Genomic DNA, 16,796 nt, shown 5'->3' on the forward strand with positions numbered 1-16,796 from the left:
AGACGCGTCACCCCGCCGCCGAGTCCCGCTCACGCTCCAGGACCATCCGGTCCCGCACCGCCAGCCGTCTCAGCATCTCCAGCACCCGGTCCCGGGACTCGTCCGCCGCGTCGATGGCCTCCATGCACTGCCAGTAGGTCCCGTGGTCGTCCGCCGCGCAGGCTATGCCGACGAGGGCTATGCCGACCTCGCCGAGGAGACCGCCGAGGCAGAGGAGCGCCTCGCGGGCGTCGCCCAACTCGGTGAGCTGGGCGGCCCGTAAGGCGCCGACGTCGAGGACGGGAGCCCCGAGGACACCGCAGCCCCGTCCCGCAAGCTCGGTCAGACCGAGGGCCTCGCCCCGGAGTTCAGGGGGGCCGGAGACGGCGAAACGGCTGCCGATCGCCTGAGCCAGGGAGTGCGCCTGCCACGCCTCCTCCATCACCTCCGGGGACTCTCCCGTCTCCGCCAGCGCACGCCTGCTCGCCACAATGAGACGCACCGCATCCATGCGCTGCCCCCGTCTGTCCCGACGCGCTCAACACACGTCCGCCCGAACTCCGCCGTCCACTACCCAGAGTGAGGGAGCCCGGGACGAAAAGCCAGAGGAAGCCTGAAATCGGTGGACACGGAGTTGAGTGTGGACAACTCGACAACTCCGGAGAGTGACAGACTGCCGAATCCGCCCGCTGTCACGACTCCTCCGGCGCCGGAAACCTCCGCTCGTTCCGGTCGATCTTCGCGTCGAGCGCGGCGAGCGGGTCGATGCCGAGCACCTCGCAGAGCTGGAGCAGATAGGCCAGGACGTCCGCGACCTCGTCGGTGACACGGTGGGCGGTGTCCGCGTCGTCCATCACCCGGGCCGACTGCTCCGGCGTCAACCACTGGAAGATCTCGACCAGTTCGGACGCCTCCACGCTCAGCGCGGCGACGAGGTTCTTGGGGGTGTGGTAGGGCCCCCAGTTCCGCGCGGCCGCGAACTCGGCAAGGCGGCGCTGCAGCTTCGCTACGTCCAGTTCGGTCACGGCTCACGTCCAGTCTCTGTCACGGCTCACGCCCCAGCCCTGCCGCCCCACTCACGGCTCACGTCCAGTCTCCGTCAAGGCCAAGGTCAAAGATCCACCACCCTCACACCCGGCACCCCGCAGGCCCAGGAAGCGTCACTCACGGCGCCGACCAGCCGGATGTGCCCGCGTTCGCACATCCGCGCCGCCAGCCGCACCAGCTCCCCCGTCTGCCGGGCGTCCAGACAGCGGTCGAGACCGTCGGTCAGAACGGTCAGCGTCTGGAGCGCGGCGGGCACCTCTCCCGCCTGGTCGACCGCCAGCACGCCCGGTCCGGTGAGCAGCACCAGGGCCAGCGCCAGATACCTCAACTCGCCGTCCCCGAGCAGCCCCAGTTCCGTACGAACGCCGTCGCCGCGGTCGAGGAACCCTCGGATCGTGCCGTCGCGCAGGGTCTCGCCCAGGACGTCCATGACCGGGCCGGCGCATCCGGCCCCGACCGCGCCGACCAGGAGCGCATGCCGCCGGGCGCACTCCGCCCGCGTACGCCACAGCACTTCGGCGATGTTGTCGCAGCCCCGCAGCAGCAGGCCGGAGCCGACCGGGACAGGGGCGCGCATCCGGCGGGGGCTCGGGTCGCAGGCGTAGACGGACCGCAGGGCGAGCACCATCTGCTCGGCGGCGGCGAGGACTTGGCGCTCCCCGTCGGTCCTGCCCGCGACGCGCAGCGGCAGGAGCGCGGTGCCGAGGCGGTCGTCGGGGAGGGGGCCGCGGGTCACCGCGGACGTGCCTCCGGTGTGCCAGGCGGCCTGGACGACGGGGCGCCCCGGATCCCGTAACGCCGTCTCCAGCAGGGTCACGCCGCCCGCTGTCAACCGCTCGCCCACGATGCGCAGTTCGGGCTCGGCCTGTACGGCGACGTCAAGGCGTACGGGGCCTTCGGGACCGTCGACCGTGCAGCCGATGCGGAAGCCGCGGCGCCGCTGGGCGTCGGGCCGGGCCCGTTCGGGCACGCAGGTGACCGGGTCCGGGAACACCTCTTCCAGCTCGGCGCCGCTGCCCAGCCGTGCCAGTGCCTCGTACGCCCGCAGGGCACTGGTCTTGCCGCTGCCGCTCGGCCCCGCGATGAGGGTGAGCGGTCCCAGCGGGAACCGGACGCGCCGGTGCGTGGCGAAAGCGGCGAGCCGCAGTTCGGTGACGCCCGGGCGGTCGGGGCGCGCCTCCGCCGCCGCGGGGGCCTCCAGGGATGACATGGTCATATCCGGACGTTAGGCCTCCGCCGACAGGCGAACCGTTCCGCCTAGGTGACCTTCCTACGATCGAGGGACGGACGGGCGACGGACCGCAGGATTTCAGCGGGCGACGGACCGCAGGGTTTCAGCGGTCGGTGGACCACTGGGTGTCAGCGGCCGACGCCCCCGCATCACCCTCCAGGAGCCCCCGCCCCCTCCATCAGCCCGCTCACCTCGGTCCCCGGCGGTGTCAGCAGGAACACGTTCCGGTCGACGCGGTGCATGCCGCTCGCCCGCCCGAAGACCACGCCTGTACTGAAGTCAAGGACCCGCTTGGCGACGTCGGTCTCCGCGGCGGTCAGGTCGAGGAGGACGGGTATTCCCGCCATCAGTGTCTCGGCGACCTCGCGGGCGTCCGCGAACACGTTGATCCGCAGGACCACGAAGCGGCGGCGCGCCTCCGTTGGGGCCTCGGGTATCGACCGGTGGTCGACCGCCGAGGGCCAGGCGTCCCGGCCTCGCAACGGAACGACCTGGGCGAGCCCCTCCCACTGTTCGTCGGTGGCGTCGTGACTGTTCACCGCTCCACCCCGTCCTGGCTCGCACTGGTTGTCTGCACCGGGCAATTCTTACGCATGGTCACCCGTTCGGCCCAACAGCGACACGGTCCGCGACACGTTCGCAGGCGCCGACGCGGTGACGATGCGGACATAATTAGCCAAAACCAGCACCCCTCAGCAATCGAGGCCTTCTCCCATGAGTCTGAGCATCCGCAACCAACTCCCCGGCACTGTCGCCTCCGTCACCCCGGGTGAGGTGATGGCGACGGTGAAGATCCGTCTCGACGGCGGTCAGGACCTCACCGCGGCCGTCACCCTGGAGGCCGTCGAGGACCTGGGCCTGACCACGGGCTCCGCGGTCCGCGCACTGATCAAGTCGACGGAGGTGTCCCTGGCCACCGGCCCGGTGAACGGGGTCAGCATCCGCAACCAGCTCCCCGGCACGGTCACCGACGTCGCCACCGGCGGCGCCATGGCCCGCGTCAAGGTCGACGTGGCGGGCGCCGAGCTCACCTCCGCGATCACCAAGGACGCGGTCACCGAACTCGGCCTGGCCACCGGCTCCCCGGTCGTCGCACTCATCAAGGCCACCGAGGTGTCACTCTCCAACGCCTGACGGGCAGCCGCCCCTCTTACCCGCCTCACACCGGACTCTTCACCTCCGCCCGTACGCCGCTCACCTGCGCGAATTAACGTCCCGAGCCGTGTACTTGGCAGATACGAGACCGTCGCCGACCAGCGGACAGGACCTCACGGGGACAGCGCCGGACGAGGCGCCCGCTCAGTGGCATCGGGTCCTGACGCTGCTCGCCGACATCAGCCTCTTCATCGGTACGCGTGCGGTGTGGACGCAGGCCGCGAGTCACCACCTGGTCGTGGCCGCGGTCGTCTCGCTCTGCTACGCCTCGATCCTCGCGACCGGCGTACTGGCCCTGGTCGTACGCCGGCGCCGCACGCTCGCCCGTCTCGACGGTTGCGTCCTCGTGACCGCCGTGACGCTCGCACTGTGCGCGTACGCCATGAACCACGGCGGCAGCGACGAGGCGGTGCTGACCACTCGGGCCGCCCATGAGTTCCTCGCCGGTCACCAGGTCTACGGGCGGCCCTGGCCCTGGCTGTTCGGTCACGGCGTCGCGCTCACCCCGACGATGACGGGCGGCTACGACTACACGTACGGCTATCCGCCGCTGCCCCTCATGCTCACCGCACCGCTGCTGTGGATCGGTCACGGTGCCGCCGCGGCGACGCTGGTCAGCACCCTAGCCCTGATCTTGGGCGCGATCGTGATGTGGCGGCTGCTGCCGGTGCCGTGGCGTTCCGCGGCCACGCTGGTCTGCCTGGGCTTCGGTCTGCTGCCGGTGTACGGCAGGCTCGGCTATCCGGCGATCGTCGCGCTCGCCCTACTGGTCCCGGTGGTGGTCGGCTGGCCCCGGATGGGCGGCGGCGGCCGGGGCGACTTGGTGCGGGCGGCGTGCCTGGGCGCGGCCTGCGCGGCGCAGCAACTGCCCTGGTTCCTGGCGCCGTTCCTGCTGGCCGGGATCTACGCACTGCGCCGCGGCGAACTGGGACCGCGCGCCGCCGCGGCCGCCGTGGGCCGGATCGTGGGCGTGGCCGCCACGACCTGGCTGCTGATCAACGCGTACTTCATCGTGAGCGAGCCGCGCGCCTGGCTCTCGGGCATCGCGCTGCCCCTGACCCAGAAGGCGGACCTGCACGGCCAGGGTCTGGTCGGCATCTCGCTCTACCTCACCGACGGCAGCGGCCGCCTGGCCTGGTACTCCCACGCCAGCCTGCTGCTGGCCGCCGCCCTGCTGGCGCTGTTCGTCCTCTTCGTACGGCGGCTGGGTCCTGCGGCGACGGTCCTGCCCTGGTGCGCGTTCTTTCTGGCGACCCGCTCGCAGGACGGCTACTACCTGCTGATGACCCCGTTGTGGCTGGCGGCGGCCGTCACCGCGCCCCCGCAGTCCTTCACCACCGCGTGGCAGCCCCGCCCGGCCTTCCTGCGCGGTCCGCACCGGCGCGGGGCCCGTATGGCCACGGCCCTGCTCCTGCTGACCCCGTCTCTGGCGGCGGTGACCCTGGCGGCGACGGGCTCACCACCTCTGCGTATGCAGGTCCTCGGAGCCCGCCGGACCACCGGCGCCCTCGCCGGACTCACCGTCCGCGCCGCCAACCTCGGCGACTCGGCGCTGCGCCCCCACTTCACCCTCACCACGGGCCAGGGCATGGGCCGTTACTGGTTCATCGCCTCCGGCCTGACCACAATCCCCGCCCACAGCTCCGCGCGGTACGAACTCCTGCCGCCCAGCGGCAGGTTCGCCCTCCCCCGCGCCGGCGTACGCATCCGCATACGGGCCTTCTCAGCCTCGCCAATGACCTTGTCGAGCGCGGATGTGCACCTGCCGGCCGTCGAGAAGAGCTGACGGGTGCCGTCATCGCGGCCGGTGCCAGCGGATCCAGGCGGCCTGGCCGCCGTCGACGAGGAGGTCGGTGCCGGTGATGTACGGCGCCCCGGGACCGACGAGGAAGGCCACCACCTCGGCGATCTCTCCGGGCGTTCCGGTGCGGCCCGCGCCGCACGCGTCGAGCATCTTCAGCATGTGCTCGCCGGACGGCGACTCGGCCTCGGCCTTCGCCATCGCGGTGGAGATCACACCCGGGCTGACGCTGTTCACGCGGGCGCCGCGGAGGTTCCAGGCGAGTGCGGCGGCCTGTACCCGCAGGTGGTTGGCGCGCTTGGACACGATGTACGCGGACTGCGCGTCGTCTCCGATGGCGGTGACGACGTCGAGTCCCAGGAGTTCCTCCGTGGGAGTCGTCGCGAGGGCGGCCTCGTCCGCGCCGCTCAGGGACGCGTAGTGACCGGCCATGCTGGAGACGCACACCATTGAATCCTCCCCCAGCTGAAGCAGGGGGATTCCTGGCTCACGCTGCCTGTGGGTCAGCAACCCAACAGGTCTTCCACGATCAACACCAGCCGGGTTGAAACCAGCCCGGTTTGATACGGCAAAACTCGGAGGTGCATGTGCTGTCTTGGCTCTCGATCAGCACGGCGTACGCGCTTGGTTCTCGCAACGCACGGCGCACAGCTTACCCGATCAGGTGGACGGTGTTTCGCCCTGGGGACGAAACACCGCTTCCTGCCCTGCTCCGCAGGAGTCCGATTCCTCGCCGGTCTGAAGGCTGAGGCATCCTCGGAGGAACCCGGTGACCACGACCATGTCACGACGGGACTCATGCGGTCGGTCATCCACGGCCAACCTCCTTGTTTTCAGCTCCTGTTGAGGTCTTCACGGCTTCCCGCCACGGGGCGCTCGCCGCGATCGCCTGCCGCCAGGGGCGGATCGCCTTGGGCGGCATACCGACCGCGAGGGCTCCGGTCAGCCGGTCGCCGGCGCGATAGGCGACCACAAAACGGCGCTCGTCCAAGTCCCCTTCCACCACGGCGACTTCGTCATGGCTGCGGAGGTAGCCGAACGCCTGGATCTTCATGTCGTACTGGTCGGACCAGAAGTACGGCACGGGAGCGAAGGGCTTGCGGGCCTCGGGGTTGAGCAGGTTCCGTGCGGCGGCCATGCCCTGCTCGGCGGCGTTCGTACGGTGCTCGATGCGCATCGAGGTGCCGAACAGCGGGTTGTACCAGCGGGCCACGTCACCGGCCGCGTACACGTTCCGCGCGGCCTCGCAGTACTCGTCGCACACCAGACCGTCACCCAGGGTCAGCCCGCTGCCCTCCAGCCACTCGGTGTTCGGCAGCGAGCCGACGGCCACCAACACCTCGTCGGCCTCGATCAGTTCACCGTCCGCGAGCCGTACCCCTTCGTCGGTCACCTCGCTCACCGTGACCCCGGTCCGCAGATCCACACCGCTCACCAGATGGGCCTCCGACAGCACCCGCCCGACCGCTTCGCCGACCGCGTGGGCCAGCGGCACCGGCGCCGGTTCGAGGAGGGTGACCACGGCGCCGAGGCCCCGGGCCACGGCGGCTGCCTCCGCCCCGAGGAATCCGGCGCCGACGACGACCAACCGCTTTCCGGGGCCCAGCCGTTCCCGCAGGGCCAGGGCGTCGCCCAGGGTGCGCAGTACGTGCGCGCCCTCACCCGGGAGCCGGCGGGGCCGTACCCCCGTTGCCACGATCAGACCGTCGTACGGCACCGGTGGGCCGTCGGCCAGCAGCACCGTGCGTCCGGCGAGGTCGAGGCCGGTCGCGGTGGCGCCGAGGCGCAGGTCCAGGTCCAGGGCGCCCAGGTCGCCCGGCGTGCGCAGGGCCAGCCGTTCGGGCTCCCACTGCGTGGCCAGGATCTGCTTGGACAGCGGCGGCCGGTCGTACGGGACGTGCGGTTCGTCGCCGACGAGGGTGATCGTGCCGTCGTACCCCTCGCGGCGCAGTGTCTCGGCCGCCGCGAGCCCGGCGGCCGAGGCACCGACGACGAGGATCCGCCCGATGTCTCGGCTCACTTCTCGACCAGCCGGATCGCCGCCGCCGGGCAGATCGCCACGGCTTCCTGTACTCCGTCGAGGAGTTCGGCGCCGGGCTCCTCGACCAGCAGGATCGCGACGCCGTCGTCGTCACGCTGGTCGAAGACCTCCGGAGACGCGACGACGCACTGCCCCGATGCCACGCACTTCGGCTCGTCCAGTTCTACACGCATGGGTTTCTTCCTCGGCTGTTCTGTGGGGGGGGAGAGGTTCACCAGGTGACGGGCAGGCAGCGGACGCCATACGTGGTCCCGCTGTTGTCGAACTCCAGCTGCTCGATCGGGGCCGCCAGGCGCAGCGTGGGAACGCGGCGGTAGAGCGTGCTGTAGACGACCTGGAGTTCCAGGCGGGCGAGGGACTGGCCGAGGCACTGGTGGGGGCCGTAGCCGAACGCGTTGTGGTGGCGCGCGGGCCGGGAGAGGTCCAGCCGGTCGGCGTCGGGGAAGACTTCCCTGTCCCAGTTGGCGGCGGTGATCTCGACGAGGATGCCGTCCCCGGCGCGGATGGTCCGGCCGTCGATCTCGATGTCCTCCTTGGCGACCCGCCGGAGCCCGGAGTGGACGATGGTCAGGTAGCGCAGGAGTTCCTCGACCGCGTTCGCTACGACCTTCGGGTCCTCGGTGTCGCGCAGCACGGCGAGCTGCTCGGGGTTCTCCAGCAGGGCGAGGGTGCCGAGGCTGATCATCGTGGCGGTGGTCTCGTGCCCGGCGATGAGCATCGCGACGCCCATGTGGACGGCCTCGCTGCGCGTCATCTCGCCGGCGTTGACCCGGCCGGCGAGTTCGGACAGCGTGTCGTCGCCCGGGTCGGTGAGCTTCTCGCCGAGCAGCTTGTCCAGGTAGTCGCTCATGGCGCGGCTCGCCGCCTGGGACTCGGCCGGCGGCGCGGCCCGGTCGAGGGCGAGGCTGCTGTTGCGCTGGAAGAACTCGTGGTCGGCGTAGGGCACTCCGAGCAGTTCGGAGATGACCAGGGACGGCACGGGGAGGGCAAGGGCCGTGAGCAGGTCCGCCGGGTTGGGGCCCGCGAGCATGTCGTCGATGAGATCGTCGACGATCTTCTGGATCGGCTCCCGCAGCTTCTCGATCCGCTTGATGAGGAACGGTCCTGTGACCATGCGGCGCAGCCGGGTGTGCTCGGGGGCGTCGGTGTTGACGATCATCCTGGGGGTGAACGGCGCGATCTGCGCCCGGTACTCGCTCACATGCGGAAAGCTGCCGAAGTGGTCGTCGTTGCTGACGCGGGGATCGGCGAGCAGGGCCCGCTGCTGGGCGTGGCCGGTGATGAGCCAGGGCTCGCTGCCGTCCCAGATCTTCACCTGGGTGACCGGCGTCTCCTCGCGCAGCGCCTCGAGGGCGGGCGGCGGGGCGAAGGGGCAGCCGGTCGCCCTGGGCATCGGGTACTCGGCGATCCGGGCCGCGTCGTCCGCGGGATCTGTCAGTGTCTCGGCCAATGTCACTCCTCGGTGGGGGCTCCGTCGGAACAGCGAACGGAGAACGGAGAGCGGGGACTTGGGGTCGCGAGGCCGATTGGGGGGCCTCGGTGATCACATGCAAGCGGAACGGACTGACAGCTGCCGGTCAGATACCTGACAGCGGACTGACGTGACGTAGGTCACGTACTCGGAGAGGAAGCTCGATCGCCCGGCCGCCCCTCGCCGTCTTCAACTCTTCGGCGATTACCGGTAGATGCAGGAGTGACCGATCGCCCGGCTCTACGCCGATTCCCTGGGGACTGTGATGTCGGACTTCGCGAACAGGACGGGTGCCGCGTTCGTCGCGGGCGGCACGGGTGGCATCGGCGCGGCGATCGTGCGGACGCTGGCCGAGCGGGGCAGCGACGTGGCGTTCACCTATCGTGCGAACCAGGCGGCGGCCGACGGTCTCGCCGGCGAGGTGAAGGCGTACGGGCGCCAAGTGCTGGCGCTGCGGCTCGACTTGAGCGACGAGTCGGCCACGGCGGAGGCGGTGTCCGAGGCCGCGTCGGCGGGCGGCGGCATCCACACCGTCGTGTACGCGGCGGGCCCGCCCGTGCCGATGGTGCACCTGAGCAGAGTGTCGCCGAGTCAGTACCGCGCCCAACTCGACGCGGACGCGGGGGCGTTCTTCAACCTGGTTCATGCCGCGCTGCCGGGACTGCGGGAGAGCCGGGGCAGCATCGTCGCCGTCACCACGGTGGCCACGCGCCGTTTCCCGGTCCGGGACGGGCTCTCCTCGGGCACGAAGGGCGCGGTCGAGGCGGTCGCACGGGCGCTGGCCGCCGAGGAGGGCCGGTACGGGGTACGTGTGAACTGTGTCGGCCCCGGCATGCTGACCGACGGCAACGCCGCACGTCTGATCAGTTCCGGCGAACTCGACGACAAGGCGCTGGAGATCACCCGGCGCAACATCCCACTGCGCCGGTTCGGCGCCGCGACGGACATCGCCGAGGCGGTCGCGTTCCTGGCGTCCGACCGTGCCGGTTTCATCACCGGGCAGGCGCTGGGGGTGGATGGCGGGTACAGCGTCTAGCCCGCTTGTCGGCCGTTCATAATCGCGTCGGCCGGCCCAGCCAGTAGCCGAACCCCCGACGCGTGTGGATCAGGGCCGGCTGCTCCTGGTTCACCTTGCGCCGGAGGCGGGAGAGGAGCTGCTCGATCGCGTTGTCGGCACGGACCTCGCCCCAGACGTGCCGGCCGATCTGCCCCTTCGAGATCACCTGTTCCGCGTTGACCAGCAGATAGCGCAGCAGCCGGTACTCGGCGGGCGTGAGGTCGAGGGCCCGGCGCCCGCGCCATGCCTGGCAGGTGCTGTCGTCCAGGACGAGATCGCCGTAGTACGGCGTACTGCCCCGCCACGCGGGGGTTCTGCCGCGCAGCAGCACCTGCGCCCTGGCCAGCACTTCGGCTATCCGGAACGGCTGGGTGACGTAGTCGCTGGCGCCCGGGCCGAGCCCGGGGAGAAGTCGGCTCAGGTACTCGCAGGCGACCAGGAAGAGGACCGGCGGACGGTCGGCGGCGGGGGTGAGCCGGTGTCCGCGGGACAGGCCCTCCATGTCCGGCAGCGTCACGTCGAGGACCATCAGGTCGAACCGGTGCTCCATGAGCCGCGCGTGCGCCTCGGTCCCGCAGCCCGCCGTGTCGATCTGATAGCCCGCCAACTCAAGGGTGGTCGAGAGCAGTTCGACGGCGGCGGGGTCGTCCACCGCGACCAGTACGTGCTGCCCGTTTCCACGCATCGGCGACGGTTTCTCGCTGACGCTCCCGTCCACGGAAAGACCATTGAGCATCGACATCACAGAACCCATTCGCGTAGGGATCGGGCCTCGGACCGGGACGGCACGGATTCCTCCGTGGATCTCCGGACGGAGCACGCCTGCGCGGACTCCGGAAAGCACTACATCCGTAAGCAGTAAGCCAGTTGAGCAGTGGGCCGGCCGAGCGGTACGCCCGTACAGCAGACGTGCGTGCCGTCAGGCCCGTGCCGCGTGGGCGCGCTCGTACGAGACGTCCACGTCCTCCGCCGAGTGGAAGTCGTCGACCATCCGGTGGAACAGACCGGCGAGCTGCCGCAGTTCCTCCGGGGACCAGTCCTTCAGGGCGACCTCCATACCCCGGCAGCTCGCCTCGCGGATGCGGTCGATCGCCTCCTGGCCGAGCGGGGTGATCTGAATCCGCTGGGCACGCCGGTCGTCCGGGTCCGGGACGCGGGTCAGGTAGCCCGTCCTCTCCAGCTGCTGCACCTGCCGGGTGACGTGGGACGCCTCCACGGCGAGCCGGCCCGCCAGCTCGCCGAGACGCAGCGGCTCCGAATCGGCGACCTGGCGCAGGAGCGCCACGGCCGCTCGGTCCAGCGTCACTCCGGCCAGGGCCATCAGGCGGTCGTGCTGCCGGACCCGGCCGGTCAGGTAGGAGATGCGATTGAGGGCACTCTCGATCGCCGCGATGTCGGTCGAGACCGAGTCGTCTGCTGGCGGTGTGGTGGGCATGGACACACTTTACCATCTACTTGCCTGACTCAAGTAAATTAGCGACTAGCTTGCTTGACTCAAGTAAGTCACACATGCTTGCCTGACTCAAGTACTGCGTTCTCAGTAGTCCAGATTGTCGGCAGGCGCACGACGACGGGACACCCCTCTCCCGGCGAGCCTGCGAAGTCGAGCACTGCGCGTATCAGGCGAACACCGCGCAGGGACCACCTGAGACGGAAGACAGGACACCGAGATGGGAACGTACACACGACTGGGGCTGGCCGGCGCAGGTGTCACCTGCGGCCTGCTGCTCCTCGCACTCAGCGTCGGGCACAACGGCGACGACGACCCGGCCGCCTCCACACAGCCGAGGAACGCGACCGCCGCGCCGCCGAAGGGCCCGTACGTCGCCCTCGGCGACTCCTACACCTCCGGCCCGGGAATCCCGGCCCGGACGGGCACGCCCGCCGGCTGCGACCGCTCCGACCGCAACTACCCGGCGCTGGTCGCCCAGAAGCTGGAGATCAAGGCGGCCGACTTCCGGGACGTGAGCTGCAGCGGCGCCACCCTCGCCGACCTGTCCGCGCCGCAGACCACCGGCGACGGGGTCAACCCCGCCCAGTTGTCGGCGTTGTCGGCCTCGACCCGGCTGGTCACCATCGGCATCGGCGGGAACGACATCGAGTTCGGCTCGCTGGTCGAGAGTTGCGTCAAGCAGGGCGCCCTCTACGTCGCGACCGGCAGCGGCAAGTACACCGGCGACGACGCGCCCTGCCGCGGCCGGTACGTCTCCGACTCCGGCGACACCGACGAGGTGCGGCAGCGGATCCAGGCGGCGGGGAAACGCCTGGCCGACACGCTGCGCGAGGTCGAGCACCGCGCCCCGCAGGCCCAGGTGTACGTCGTCGGATACCCGGCGATCCTGCCGGCCAAGGGCGCCGGCTGCGACGACGACATGACCCTCGCGCCCGACGACGCCACCTACCTCGACGACAAGGAGCGCCAGCTCAACAGCGTGCTGCGGGAGCAGGCGGCGTCCGCCGGTGCCGGGTACGTCGACACGTACACCCCCTCCGCCGGCCGTGACGCCTGTTCGGCGCGGGAGACCCGCTGGGTCGAGCCCCTCATTCCGGCGAACGCCGCCGCCCCCGTGCACCCCAACGAGCGCGGGGAGCACGGCATGGCCGACGCCGTCCTGCGCACGCTCAAGGCTTCGCGATGAGCCCGGGGCACACCGCGAACTCCGGCCGTCCGTACCGGCGTACGGCGAATCCAACGAGTAGATCGAGCACATCGAGTACATCGACCAAGAGGAGCAGGACATGAGCAGCACAGGTCTTGAAGGGCGCGGCGTCGTCGTCACCGGAGCGGGGTCCGGAATCGGGCGGGCCGCCGCCCTTGAGTTCGCCGGGCAGGGCGCGAAGGTCCTGGTCGCCGATCTGAACAAGGACTCCGCCGAGCAGGTCGTCAAGGAGATCGAGGAGGCTGGCGGCGTCGCCCGCGCGGTCGTCGGCGATCTCAGCGACCCGCTGGTGGTGGACGAGGTCGTCGCGGTGGCCGTGGACGCCTTCGGCGGCGTGGACGTGCTGGTGAACAACGCGGGCGTCATGGACAACATGTCGGCCCTCGCCGACACCACCGACGCCGAGTGGGAGCGCGTCATCCGGGTCAACCTGACGGCGCCGTTCCTGCTCAGCCGGGCCGTGCTGCCGCACATGCTGGCGGCGGGCCGCGGCTCGATCGTGTTCACCGCGTCCGAGGCGAGCCTGCGGGGCAGCGCGGCCGGTGCCGCGTACACCGCCTCCAAGCACGGCATCGTCGGCCTGACGAAGTCCCTCGCCGTGATGTACCGGGGCCAGGGAATCCGTACCAACGCCATCGCCCCCGGTCCCACCGCGACCAGCATCCAGGTCGATGCCGAGCGGACGGCCCACGGGCCCGGTGTCATCGGCCCCTACATCGGCCTCTCCGGCAAGGTGGCCGACCCCAAGGAGCAGGCCGCCGCCATCGTCTTCCTCGCCTCCGACGCGGCCAGCAACGTCAACGGCGTGATCCTGCCGGTCGACTTCGGCTGGGCCGCGGTCTGAGCGGCCGAAGCCGAGGCACCGAACGAGTCCGGCAGTCAGCCATCACCCGAGAGAATGCGAGCAACTCCATGACCACCATGAAGTCCGTCCGGACCGGCGCGGTCGGCAAGGTCGAGGTCGTCGACGTCGAACGTCCGACGCCCGGCCCCAAGGACGCGCTGCTGCGGATCCGCGCCTGCGGCATCTGCGGTACCGATGTGACCTTCCTGCACATGGGCGGGATGCCGTTCGGGCCGGGCGGTTCGATGATCTCGGTGCCGCTGGGGCACGAACCGGCCGGTGAGATCGTCGAGGTCGGGGCCGAGGTCAGCGGTCTGAAGGCGGGCGACCGGGTCGTCGTCAACCCGCAGGGCGCGCCCTCCGGGATCATCGGCTGCGGCGGCAGGCTCGGCGGCATGAGCGAGTACCTGCTGATCGAGGACGCCGTCGTCGGCAAGAGTGTGGCCGTCTTCCCCGACCACGTGCCCTTCGATGTCGCCGCGCTCAATGAGCCGATGGCCGTTGCCCGGCACTGCGTCAACCGCTCCGAGGCCAAGCCCGCCGACAAGGTCGTCGTCTTCGGCGCCGGGCCCATCGGCCTCGGCGCCACCATCTGGCTCAAGCTGCGCGGCGTCGAGCACGTGGTCGTCGCCGACGTCATCCCCGAGCGCCTGGAGACCGCGCTCGCCATCGGCGCGGACGCCGTCATCAACTCGGCCACCGAGGACGTCACCGCCCGCCTGACCGAACTGCACGGGCAGGCCGCCAACGCCCTCGGCCAGCCCCGCGCCGGCACCGACATCTACATCGACGCCGCCGGGGCCCCCGCCGTCTTCAACGCCACCATCGCCTCCGCCAAGTGGGGCGCGAAGCTGGTCATGGTCGCCGTACAGAAGAAGTCCGACGCCATCGACCTCGGCGGCATGCTGCGCAGCGAACTGACGCTCATCGCCTCCCAGGGCTACCCCACCGAGATCTTCGAAGTGACCGCGGAGATCGCCGAGCACCATGAGCGCTTCGCCAGGCTCATCAGCCACCGCGTTCCGTTCTCCGAGGTCGAGCACGCCTTCGAGCTGACGATGACGCCCGGCGCCGCCGAGAAGGTCGTCGTCACCTTCGACGACCAGGCGTAGCCACCGTGCATGCCGTGGCCCCCGGGCTGTCGTGCTCGGGGACCACGCGCCAGGGCCGACGTACTGCGTTCTCAGTAGTCCGGATTGTCGGCAGGCGCACGACGACGGGACACCCCTCTCCCCGCGAGTCTGGGGATGTATCCGAGATCAGATGTGGAGACCTCTGCCCGTGGCTACTTTTCTCTATCGACTGGGCCGACTGGCCTTCCGGCGGCGCTGGTTCGCCGCCCTCCTGTGGGTGGCGGTGCTCGGCGGCGTCGGCTTCGGCGCGGCCACGGCGCCCGCCGCCCCCGACGCGAGCAACTCGATGCCGGGCATCGAGTCCCAGAAGGCGTTCGACCTGATGGAACAGCGCTTCCCCGGCTCCACGGCCGACGGGGCGAACGCCCGGATCGTGTTCGTCGCACCCGACGGGCAGAAGGTCACCTCGTCCGAGAACCGTGCGGTCATCGAGAAGTTCGTGGCCGAGGCGTCCGACGGTTCGCAGGTCGCCAGTGCGGTGAGTCCCTTCCAGGCGAAGGCGGTGAGCGAGGACGCCTCGACCGCGTACTCCACCGTCACCTACACGGCGAAGGCCGACGACCTCACCGACGCCGCCAAGAACACCCTGAAGGCCGCCATCAAGGAGGCCCAGGGTTCGGATCTGACCGTCGAGGTGGGCGGAACGGCGCTGGCGACCCAGCCTTCGGCGGGCGGAATGGCCGAGGTGATCGGTATCTCCATCGCGGCCGTCGTCCTGCTGGTCACGTTCGGTTCGCTGACCGCCGCCGGGCTCCCGCTGCTGACCGCGATCATCGGGGTCGGCGTCAGCATGGCCGCGATCATGACCCTGGCCAGTACGTTCGGCCTGTCCTCGACGACCGGCACGCTGGCCTCGATGCTGGGCCTCGCGTGCGGCATCGACTACGCCGTGTTCATCGTCTCCCGCTATCGCGAGGAGCGCGCCAAGGGCCATGCGCCCGAGGAGGCGGCCGGTCTTGCCACCGGAACCGCCGGGTCCGCGGTCGTCTTCGCCGGGCTCACCGTCGTCATCGCGCTGGCAGGGCTCGCGGTCGTCGGCGTGCCGATGCTCACCAAGATGGGTCTGGCCGCCGCGGGAGCGGTCGCCGTGGGCGTCCTCATAGCGCTGACGCTGGTCCCGGCCCTGCTCGGTTTCTGGCCGAACGCCGTGCTGTCGCGCTCCGCCCGCAAGCGCGGCCGGGTCAAGGAGGCCGGCGAGAAGAACGGGGGCACCCGCTGGGCACGGTTCGTGCTGCGCCGCCCGCTGCCGGTACTCCTCCTCTCGGTCGTGGGCCTCGGCGCCCTCGCGATCCCGGTACTCGACCTCCAGCTGGGCACGAGCGGGGACGAGGCCAAGCCCACCTCCACCACCGAGCGCCGCGCCTACGACGACCTCGCCCAGGGCTTCGGCCCCGGCTTCAACGGACCGCTGACCATCGTCGTGGACGCCAAGGGCGCCGCCGACCCGAAGGCCGCGGTCCAGGTGATCGAGGAGAAGATCGGTGACACGGAGGGAGTCGTCTCCGTGTCGGCCGCGCGGTTCAACCCCGCGGGTGACACGGCCGTCTTCTCCGCGGTCCCGGCCGACGCGCCCACCAGCGAGAAGACCAAGGACCTCGTCCAGACCATCCGCGACGACCGTCCCGCGACCGAGTCCTCGACCGGCGCCGAGTTCGAGGTCACCGGCACCACCGCGCTGAACATCGACGTCGCGCAGAAGATGCAGGACGCGCTGATCCCGTACCTGATCGTCGTGGTCGGCCTGGCGATCGTGCTCCTGATGGTGGTCTTCCGCTCGATCCTCGTACCGGTCAAGGCGGCCTTCGGCTTCCTCCTGTCGGTCCTCGCGGCCCTCGGTTCCGTCGTCGCGGTCTTCCAGTGGGGCTGGGGCGCGGAGCTCCTGGGCGTCGAGTCGACCGGGCCGATCATGAGCATGATGCCGATCTTCCTGGTGGGCATCGTCTTCGGTCTCGCGATGGACTACGAGGTGTTCCTCGTCGCCCGGATGCGGGAGGCGTACGTCCATGGGGACGGGCCCGGTCAGGCGGTGGTCACCGGGTTCCGGTACAGCGCCCGGGTCGTGGTGGCCGCCGCGCTGATCATGATCGCGGTGTTCTCCGGGTTCATCGGCGCCGGCGAATCCATGATCAAGATGATCGGCTTCGGTCTGGCCATCGCCGTCCTCTTCGACGCGTTCGTGGTCCGCATGGTGTTCGTGCCCGCGGTCCTCGCGCTGCTCGGCAGGGCGGCGTGGTGGATGCCTCGTTGGCTGGACCGGCTGCTGCCGAAGGTCGACGTGGAGGGTGAGGCGCTCGGCGGGCAGTCCGTCACCGCTGCCCCTGCCCAGGACGACGCGGCCGACCTGGAGAAGGCCCGGGTCTGAGGACACCGCGCCGAG

General features: G+C 70.6%; 17 protein-coding genes. 7 read left to right on the forward strand and 10 right to left on the reverse strand.

The window, feature by feature from the left end:
• Positions 1-7: 7 nt before the first annotated feature.
• The 4 genes from OG246_RS40135 to OG246_RS40150 form a co-directional block, all read right to left on the reverse strand.
• A complete protein-coding gene (locus tag OG246_RS40135; RefSeq protein ID WP_266474186.1) occupies positions 8-490 on the reverse strand; it encodes a DUF6099 family protein in 483 nt (160 codons plus the stop codon).
• Between the two features lie 181 nt (positions 491-671).
• Positions 672-1,004 (reverse strand): nucleotide pyrophosphohydrolase, encoded by a 333-nt coding sequence (locus OG246_RS40140; RefSeq protein WP_266474187.1) that lies wholly within the window; start codon positions 1,002-1,004, stop codon positions 672-674.
• A gap of 86 nt (positions 1,005-1,090) precedes the next feature.
• Complete coding sequence (locus OG246_RS40145; protein WP_266474188.1) at positions 1,091-2,242, reverse strand: ATP-binding protein; 1,152 nt, start codon at positions 2,240-2,242, stop codon at positions 1,091-1,093.
• Between the two features lie 164 nt (positions 2,243-2,406).
• Positions 2,407-2,796 (reverse strand): cell division protein SepF, encoded by a 390-nt coding sequence (locus tag OG246_RS40150; RefSeq protein ID WP_266474191.1) that lies wholly within the window; start codon positions 2,794-2,796, stop codon positions 2,407-2,409.
• Positions 2,797-2,971: 175 nt separating this feature from the next.
• Here OG246_RS40150 and OG246_RS40155 point away from each other — a divergent pair, with 175 nt between their 5' ends.
• Entirely contained in the window at positions 2,972-3,391 is a 420-nt protein-coding gene (locus OG246_RS40155) for a molybdopterin-binding protein (RefSeq protein ID WP_266474193.1), read from the forward strand.
• A gap of 94 nt (positions 3,392-3,485) precedes the next feature.
• Positions 3,486-5,198, forward strand: coding sequence for a hypothetical protein (locus OG246_RS40160; RefSeq protein ID WP_266474195.1), 1,713 nt, complete (start codon positions 3,486-3,488; stop codon positions 5,196-5,198).
• A gap of 9 nt (positions 5,199-5,207) precedes the next feature.
• On the opposite strand, the gene OG246_RS40165 is transcribed toward OG246_RS40160, so the two are convergent.
• The 4 genes from OG246_RS40165 to OG246_RS40180 form a co-directional block, all read right to left on the reverse strand.
• Positions 5,208-5,645, reverse strand: coding sequence for an SDR family oxidoreductase (locus OG246_RS40165; RefSeq protein ID WP_266474196.1), 438 nt, complete (start codon positions 5,643-5,645; stop codon positions 5,208-5,210).
• Between the two features lie 376 nt (positions 5,646-6,021).
• On the reverse strand, positions 6,022-7,221 hold the full coding sequence (locus OG246_RS40170) for an NAD(P)/FAD-dependent oxidoreductase (protein WP_266475041.1): 1,200 nt from the start codon (positions 7,219-7,221) through the stop codon (positions 6,022-6,024).
• A gap of 8 nt (positions 7,222-7,229) precedes the next feature.
• Positions 7,230-7,427, reverse strand: a complete 198-nt coding sequence (locus OG246_RS40175; RefSeq protein WP_266474197.1) for a ferredoxin — start codon at positions 7,425-7,427, stop codon at positions 7,230-7,232.
• A gap of 38 nt (positions 7,428-7,465) precedes the next feature.
• On the reverse strand, positions 7,466-8,704 hold the full coding sequence (locus tag OG246_RS40180) for a cytochrome P450 (protein ID WP_266474198.1): 1,239 nt from the start codon (positions 8,702-8,704) through the stop codon (positions 7,466-7,468).
• Positions 8,705-8,990: 286 nt separating this feature from the next.
• Here OG246_RS40180 and OG246_RS40185 point away from each other — a divergent pair, with 286 nt between their 5' ends.
• Positions 8,991-9,761: an SDR family NAD(P)-dependent oxidoreductase gene (locus OG246_RS40185; RefSeq protein ID WP_266474199.1), complete on the forward strand. Its 771-nt coding sequence runs from the start codon at positions 8,991-8,993 to the stop codon at positions 9,759-9,761.
• 16 nt (positions 9,762-9,777) lie between these two features.
• On the opposite strand, the gene OG246_RS40190 is transcribed toward OG246_RS40185, so the two are convergent.
• A complete protein-coding gene (locus OG246_RS40190; RefSeq protein WP_266474200.1) occupies positions 9,778-10,467 on the reverse strand; it encodes a response regulator transcription factor in 690 nt (229 codons plus the stop codon).
• A gap of 234 nt (positions 10,468-10,701) precedes the next feature.
• Entirely contained in the window at positions 10,702-11,217 is a 516-nt protein-coding gene (locus OG246_RS40195; protein WP_266474201.1) for a MarR family winged helix-turn-helix transcriptional regulator, read from the reverse strand.
• Positions 11,218-11,452: 235 nt separating this feature from the next.
• Between OG246_RS40195 and OG246_RS40200 the strand changes: the two genes are divergently transcribed.
• The 4 genes from OG246_RS40200 to OG246_RS40215 all read left to right on the forward strand — a co-directional run bounded on the left by OG246_RS40200 (position 11,453) and on the right by OG246_RS40215 (position 16,781).
• Complete coding sequence (locus OG246_RS40200) at positions 11,453-12,421, forward strand: SGNH/GDSL hydrolase family protein (protein ID WP_266474203.1); 969 nt, start codon at positions 11,453-11,455, stop codon at positions 12,419-12,421.
• 100 nt (positions 12,422-12,521) lie between these two features.
• On the forward strand, positions 12,522-13,286 hold the full coding sequence (locus OG246_RS40205; RefSeq protein ID WP_266474205.1) for an SDR family NAD(P)-dependent oxidoreductase: 765 nt from the start codon (positions 12,522-12,524) through the stop codon (positions 13,284-13,286).
• A 68-nt stretch (positions 13,287-13,354) separates the two neighbouring features.
• Positions 13,355-14,398 carry a zinc-binding dehydrogenase gene (locus OG246_RS40210; protein WP_266474206.1) on the forward strand — a complete coding sequence of 348 codons (1,044 nt, stop codon included), beginning with the start codon at positions 13,355-13,357 and terminating at the stop codon, positions 14,396-14,398.
• A gap of 169 nt (positions 14,399-14,567) precedes the next feature.
• On the forward strand, positions 14,568-16,781 hold the full coding sequence (locus OG246_RS40215) for an MMPL family transporter (RefSeq protein WP_266474207.1): 2,214 nt from the start codon (positions 14,568-14,570) through the stop codon (positions 16,779-16,781).
• The last annotated feature ends 15 nt before the right edge of the window (positions 16,782-16,796 follow it).

The organism is Streptomyces sp. NBC_00620 (assembly GCF_026341825.1).
Classification (GTDB): Bacteria; Actinomycetota; Actinomycetes; order Streptomycetales; family Streptomycetaceae; genus Streptomyces.

Excerpts from the sequence above, each read along its gene's own strand:
- OG246_RS40200 (WP_266474203.1), top strand. The coding sequence starts at position 11,453 with ATGGGAACGTACACACGACTGGGGCTGGCCGGCGCAGGTGTCACCTGC.
- OG246_RS40175 (WP_266474197.1), bottom strand. The coding sequence starts at position 7,427 with ATGCGTGTAGAACTGGACGAGCCGAAGTGCGTGGCATCGGGGCAGTGC.
- OG246_RS40165 (WP_266474196.1), bottom strand. The coding sequence starts at position 5,645 with ATGGCCGGTCACTACGCGTCCCTGAGCGGCGCGGACGAGGCCGCCCTC.
- OG246_RS40205 (WP_266474205.1), top strand. The coding sequence starts at position 12,522 with ATGAGCAGCACAGGTCTTGAAGGGCGCGGCGTCGTCGTCACCGGAGCG.
- OG246_RS40185 (WP_266474199.1), top strand. The coding sequence starts at position 8,991 with ATGTCGGACTTCGCGAACAGGACGGGTGCCGCGTTCGTCGCGGGCGGC.
- OG246_RS40190 (WP_266474200.1), bottom strand. The coding sequence starts at position 10,467 with ATGCGTGGAAACGGGCAGCACGTACTGGTCGCGGTGGACGACCCCGCC.
- OG246_RS40145 (WP_266474188.1), bottom strand. The coding sequence starts at position 2,242 with ATGACCATGTCATCCCTGGAGGCCCCCGCGGCGGCGGAGGCGCGCCCC.
- OG246_RS40210 (WP_266474206.1), top strand. The coding sequence starts at position 13,355 with ATGACCACCATGAAGTCCGTCCGGACCGGCGCGGTCGGCAAGGTCGAG.
- OG246_RS40135 (WP_266474186.1), bottom strand. The coding sequence starts at position 490 with ATGGATGCGGTGCGTCTCATTGTGGCGAGCAGGCGTGCGCTGGCGGAG.
- OG246_RS40155 (WP_266474193.1), top strand. The coding sequence starts at position 2,972 with ATGAGTCTGAGCATCCGCAACCAACTCCCCGGCACTGTCGCCTCCGTC.
- OG246_RS40195 (WP_266474201.1), bottom strand. The coding sequence starts at position 11,217 with ATGCCCACCACACCGCCAGCAGACGACTCGGTCTCGACCGACATCGCG.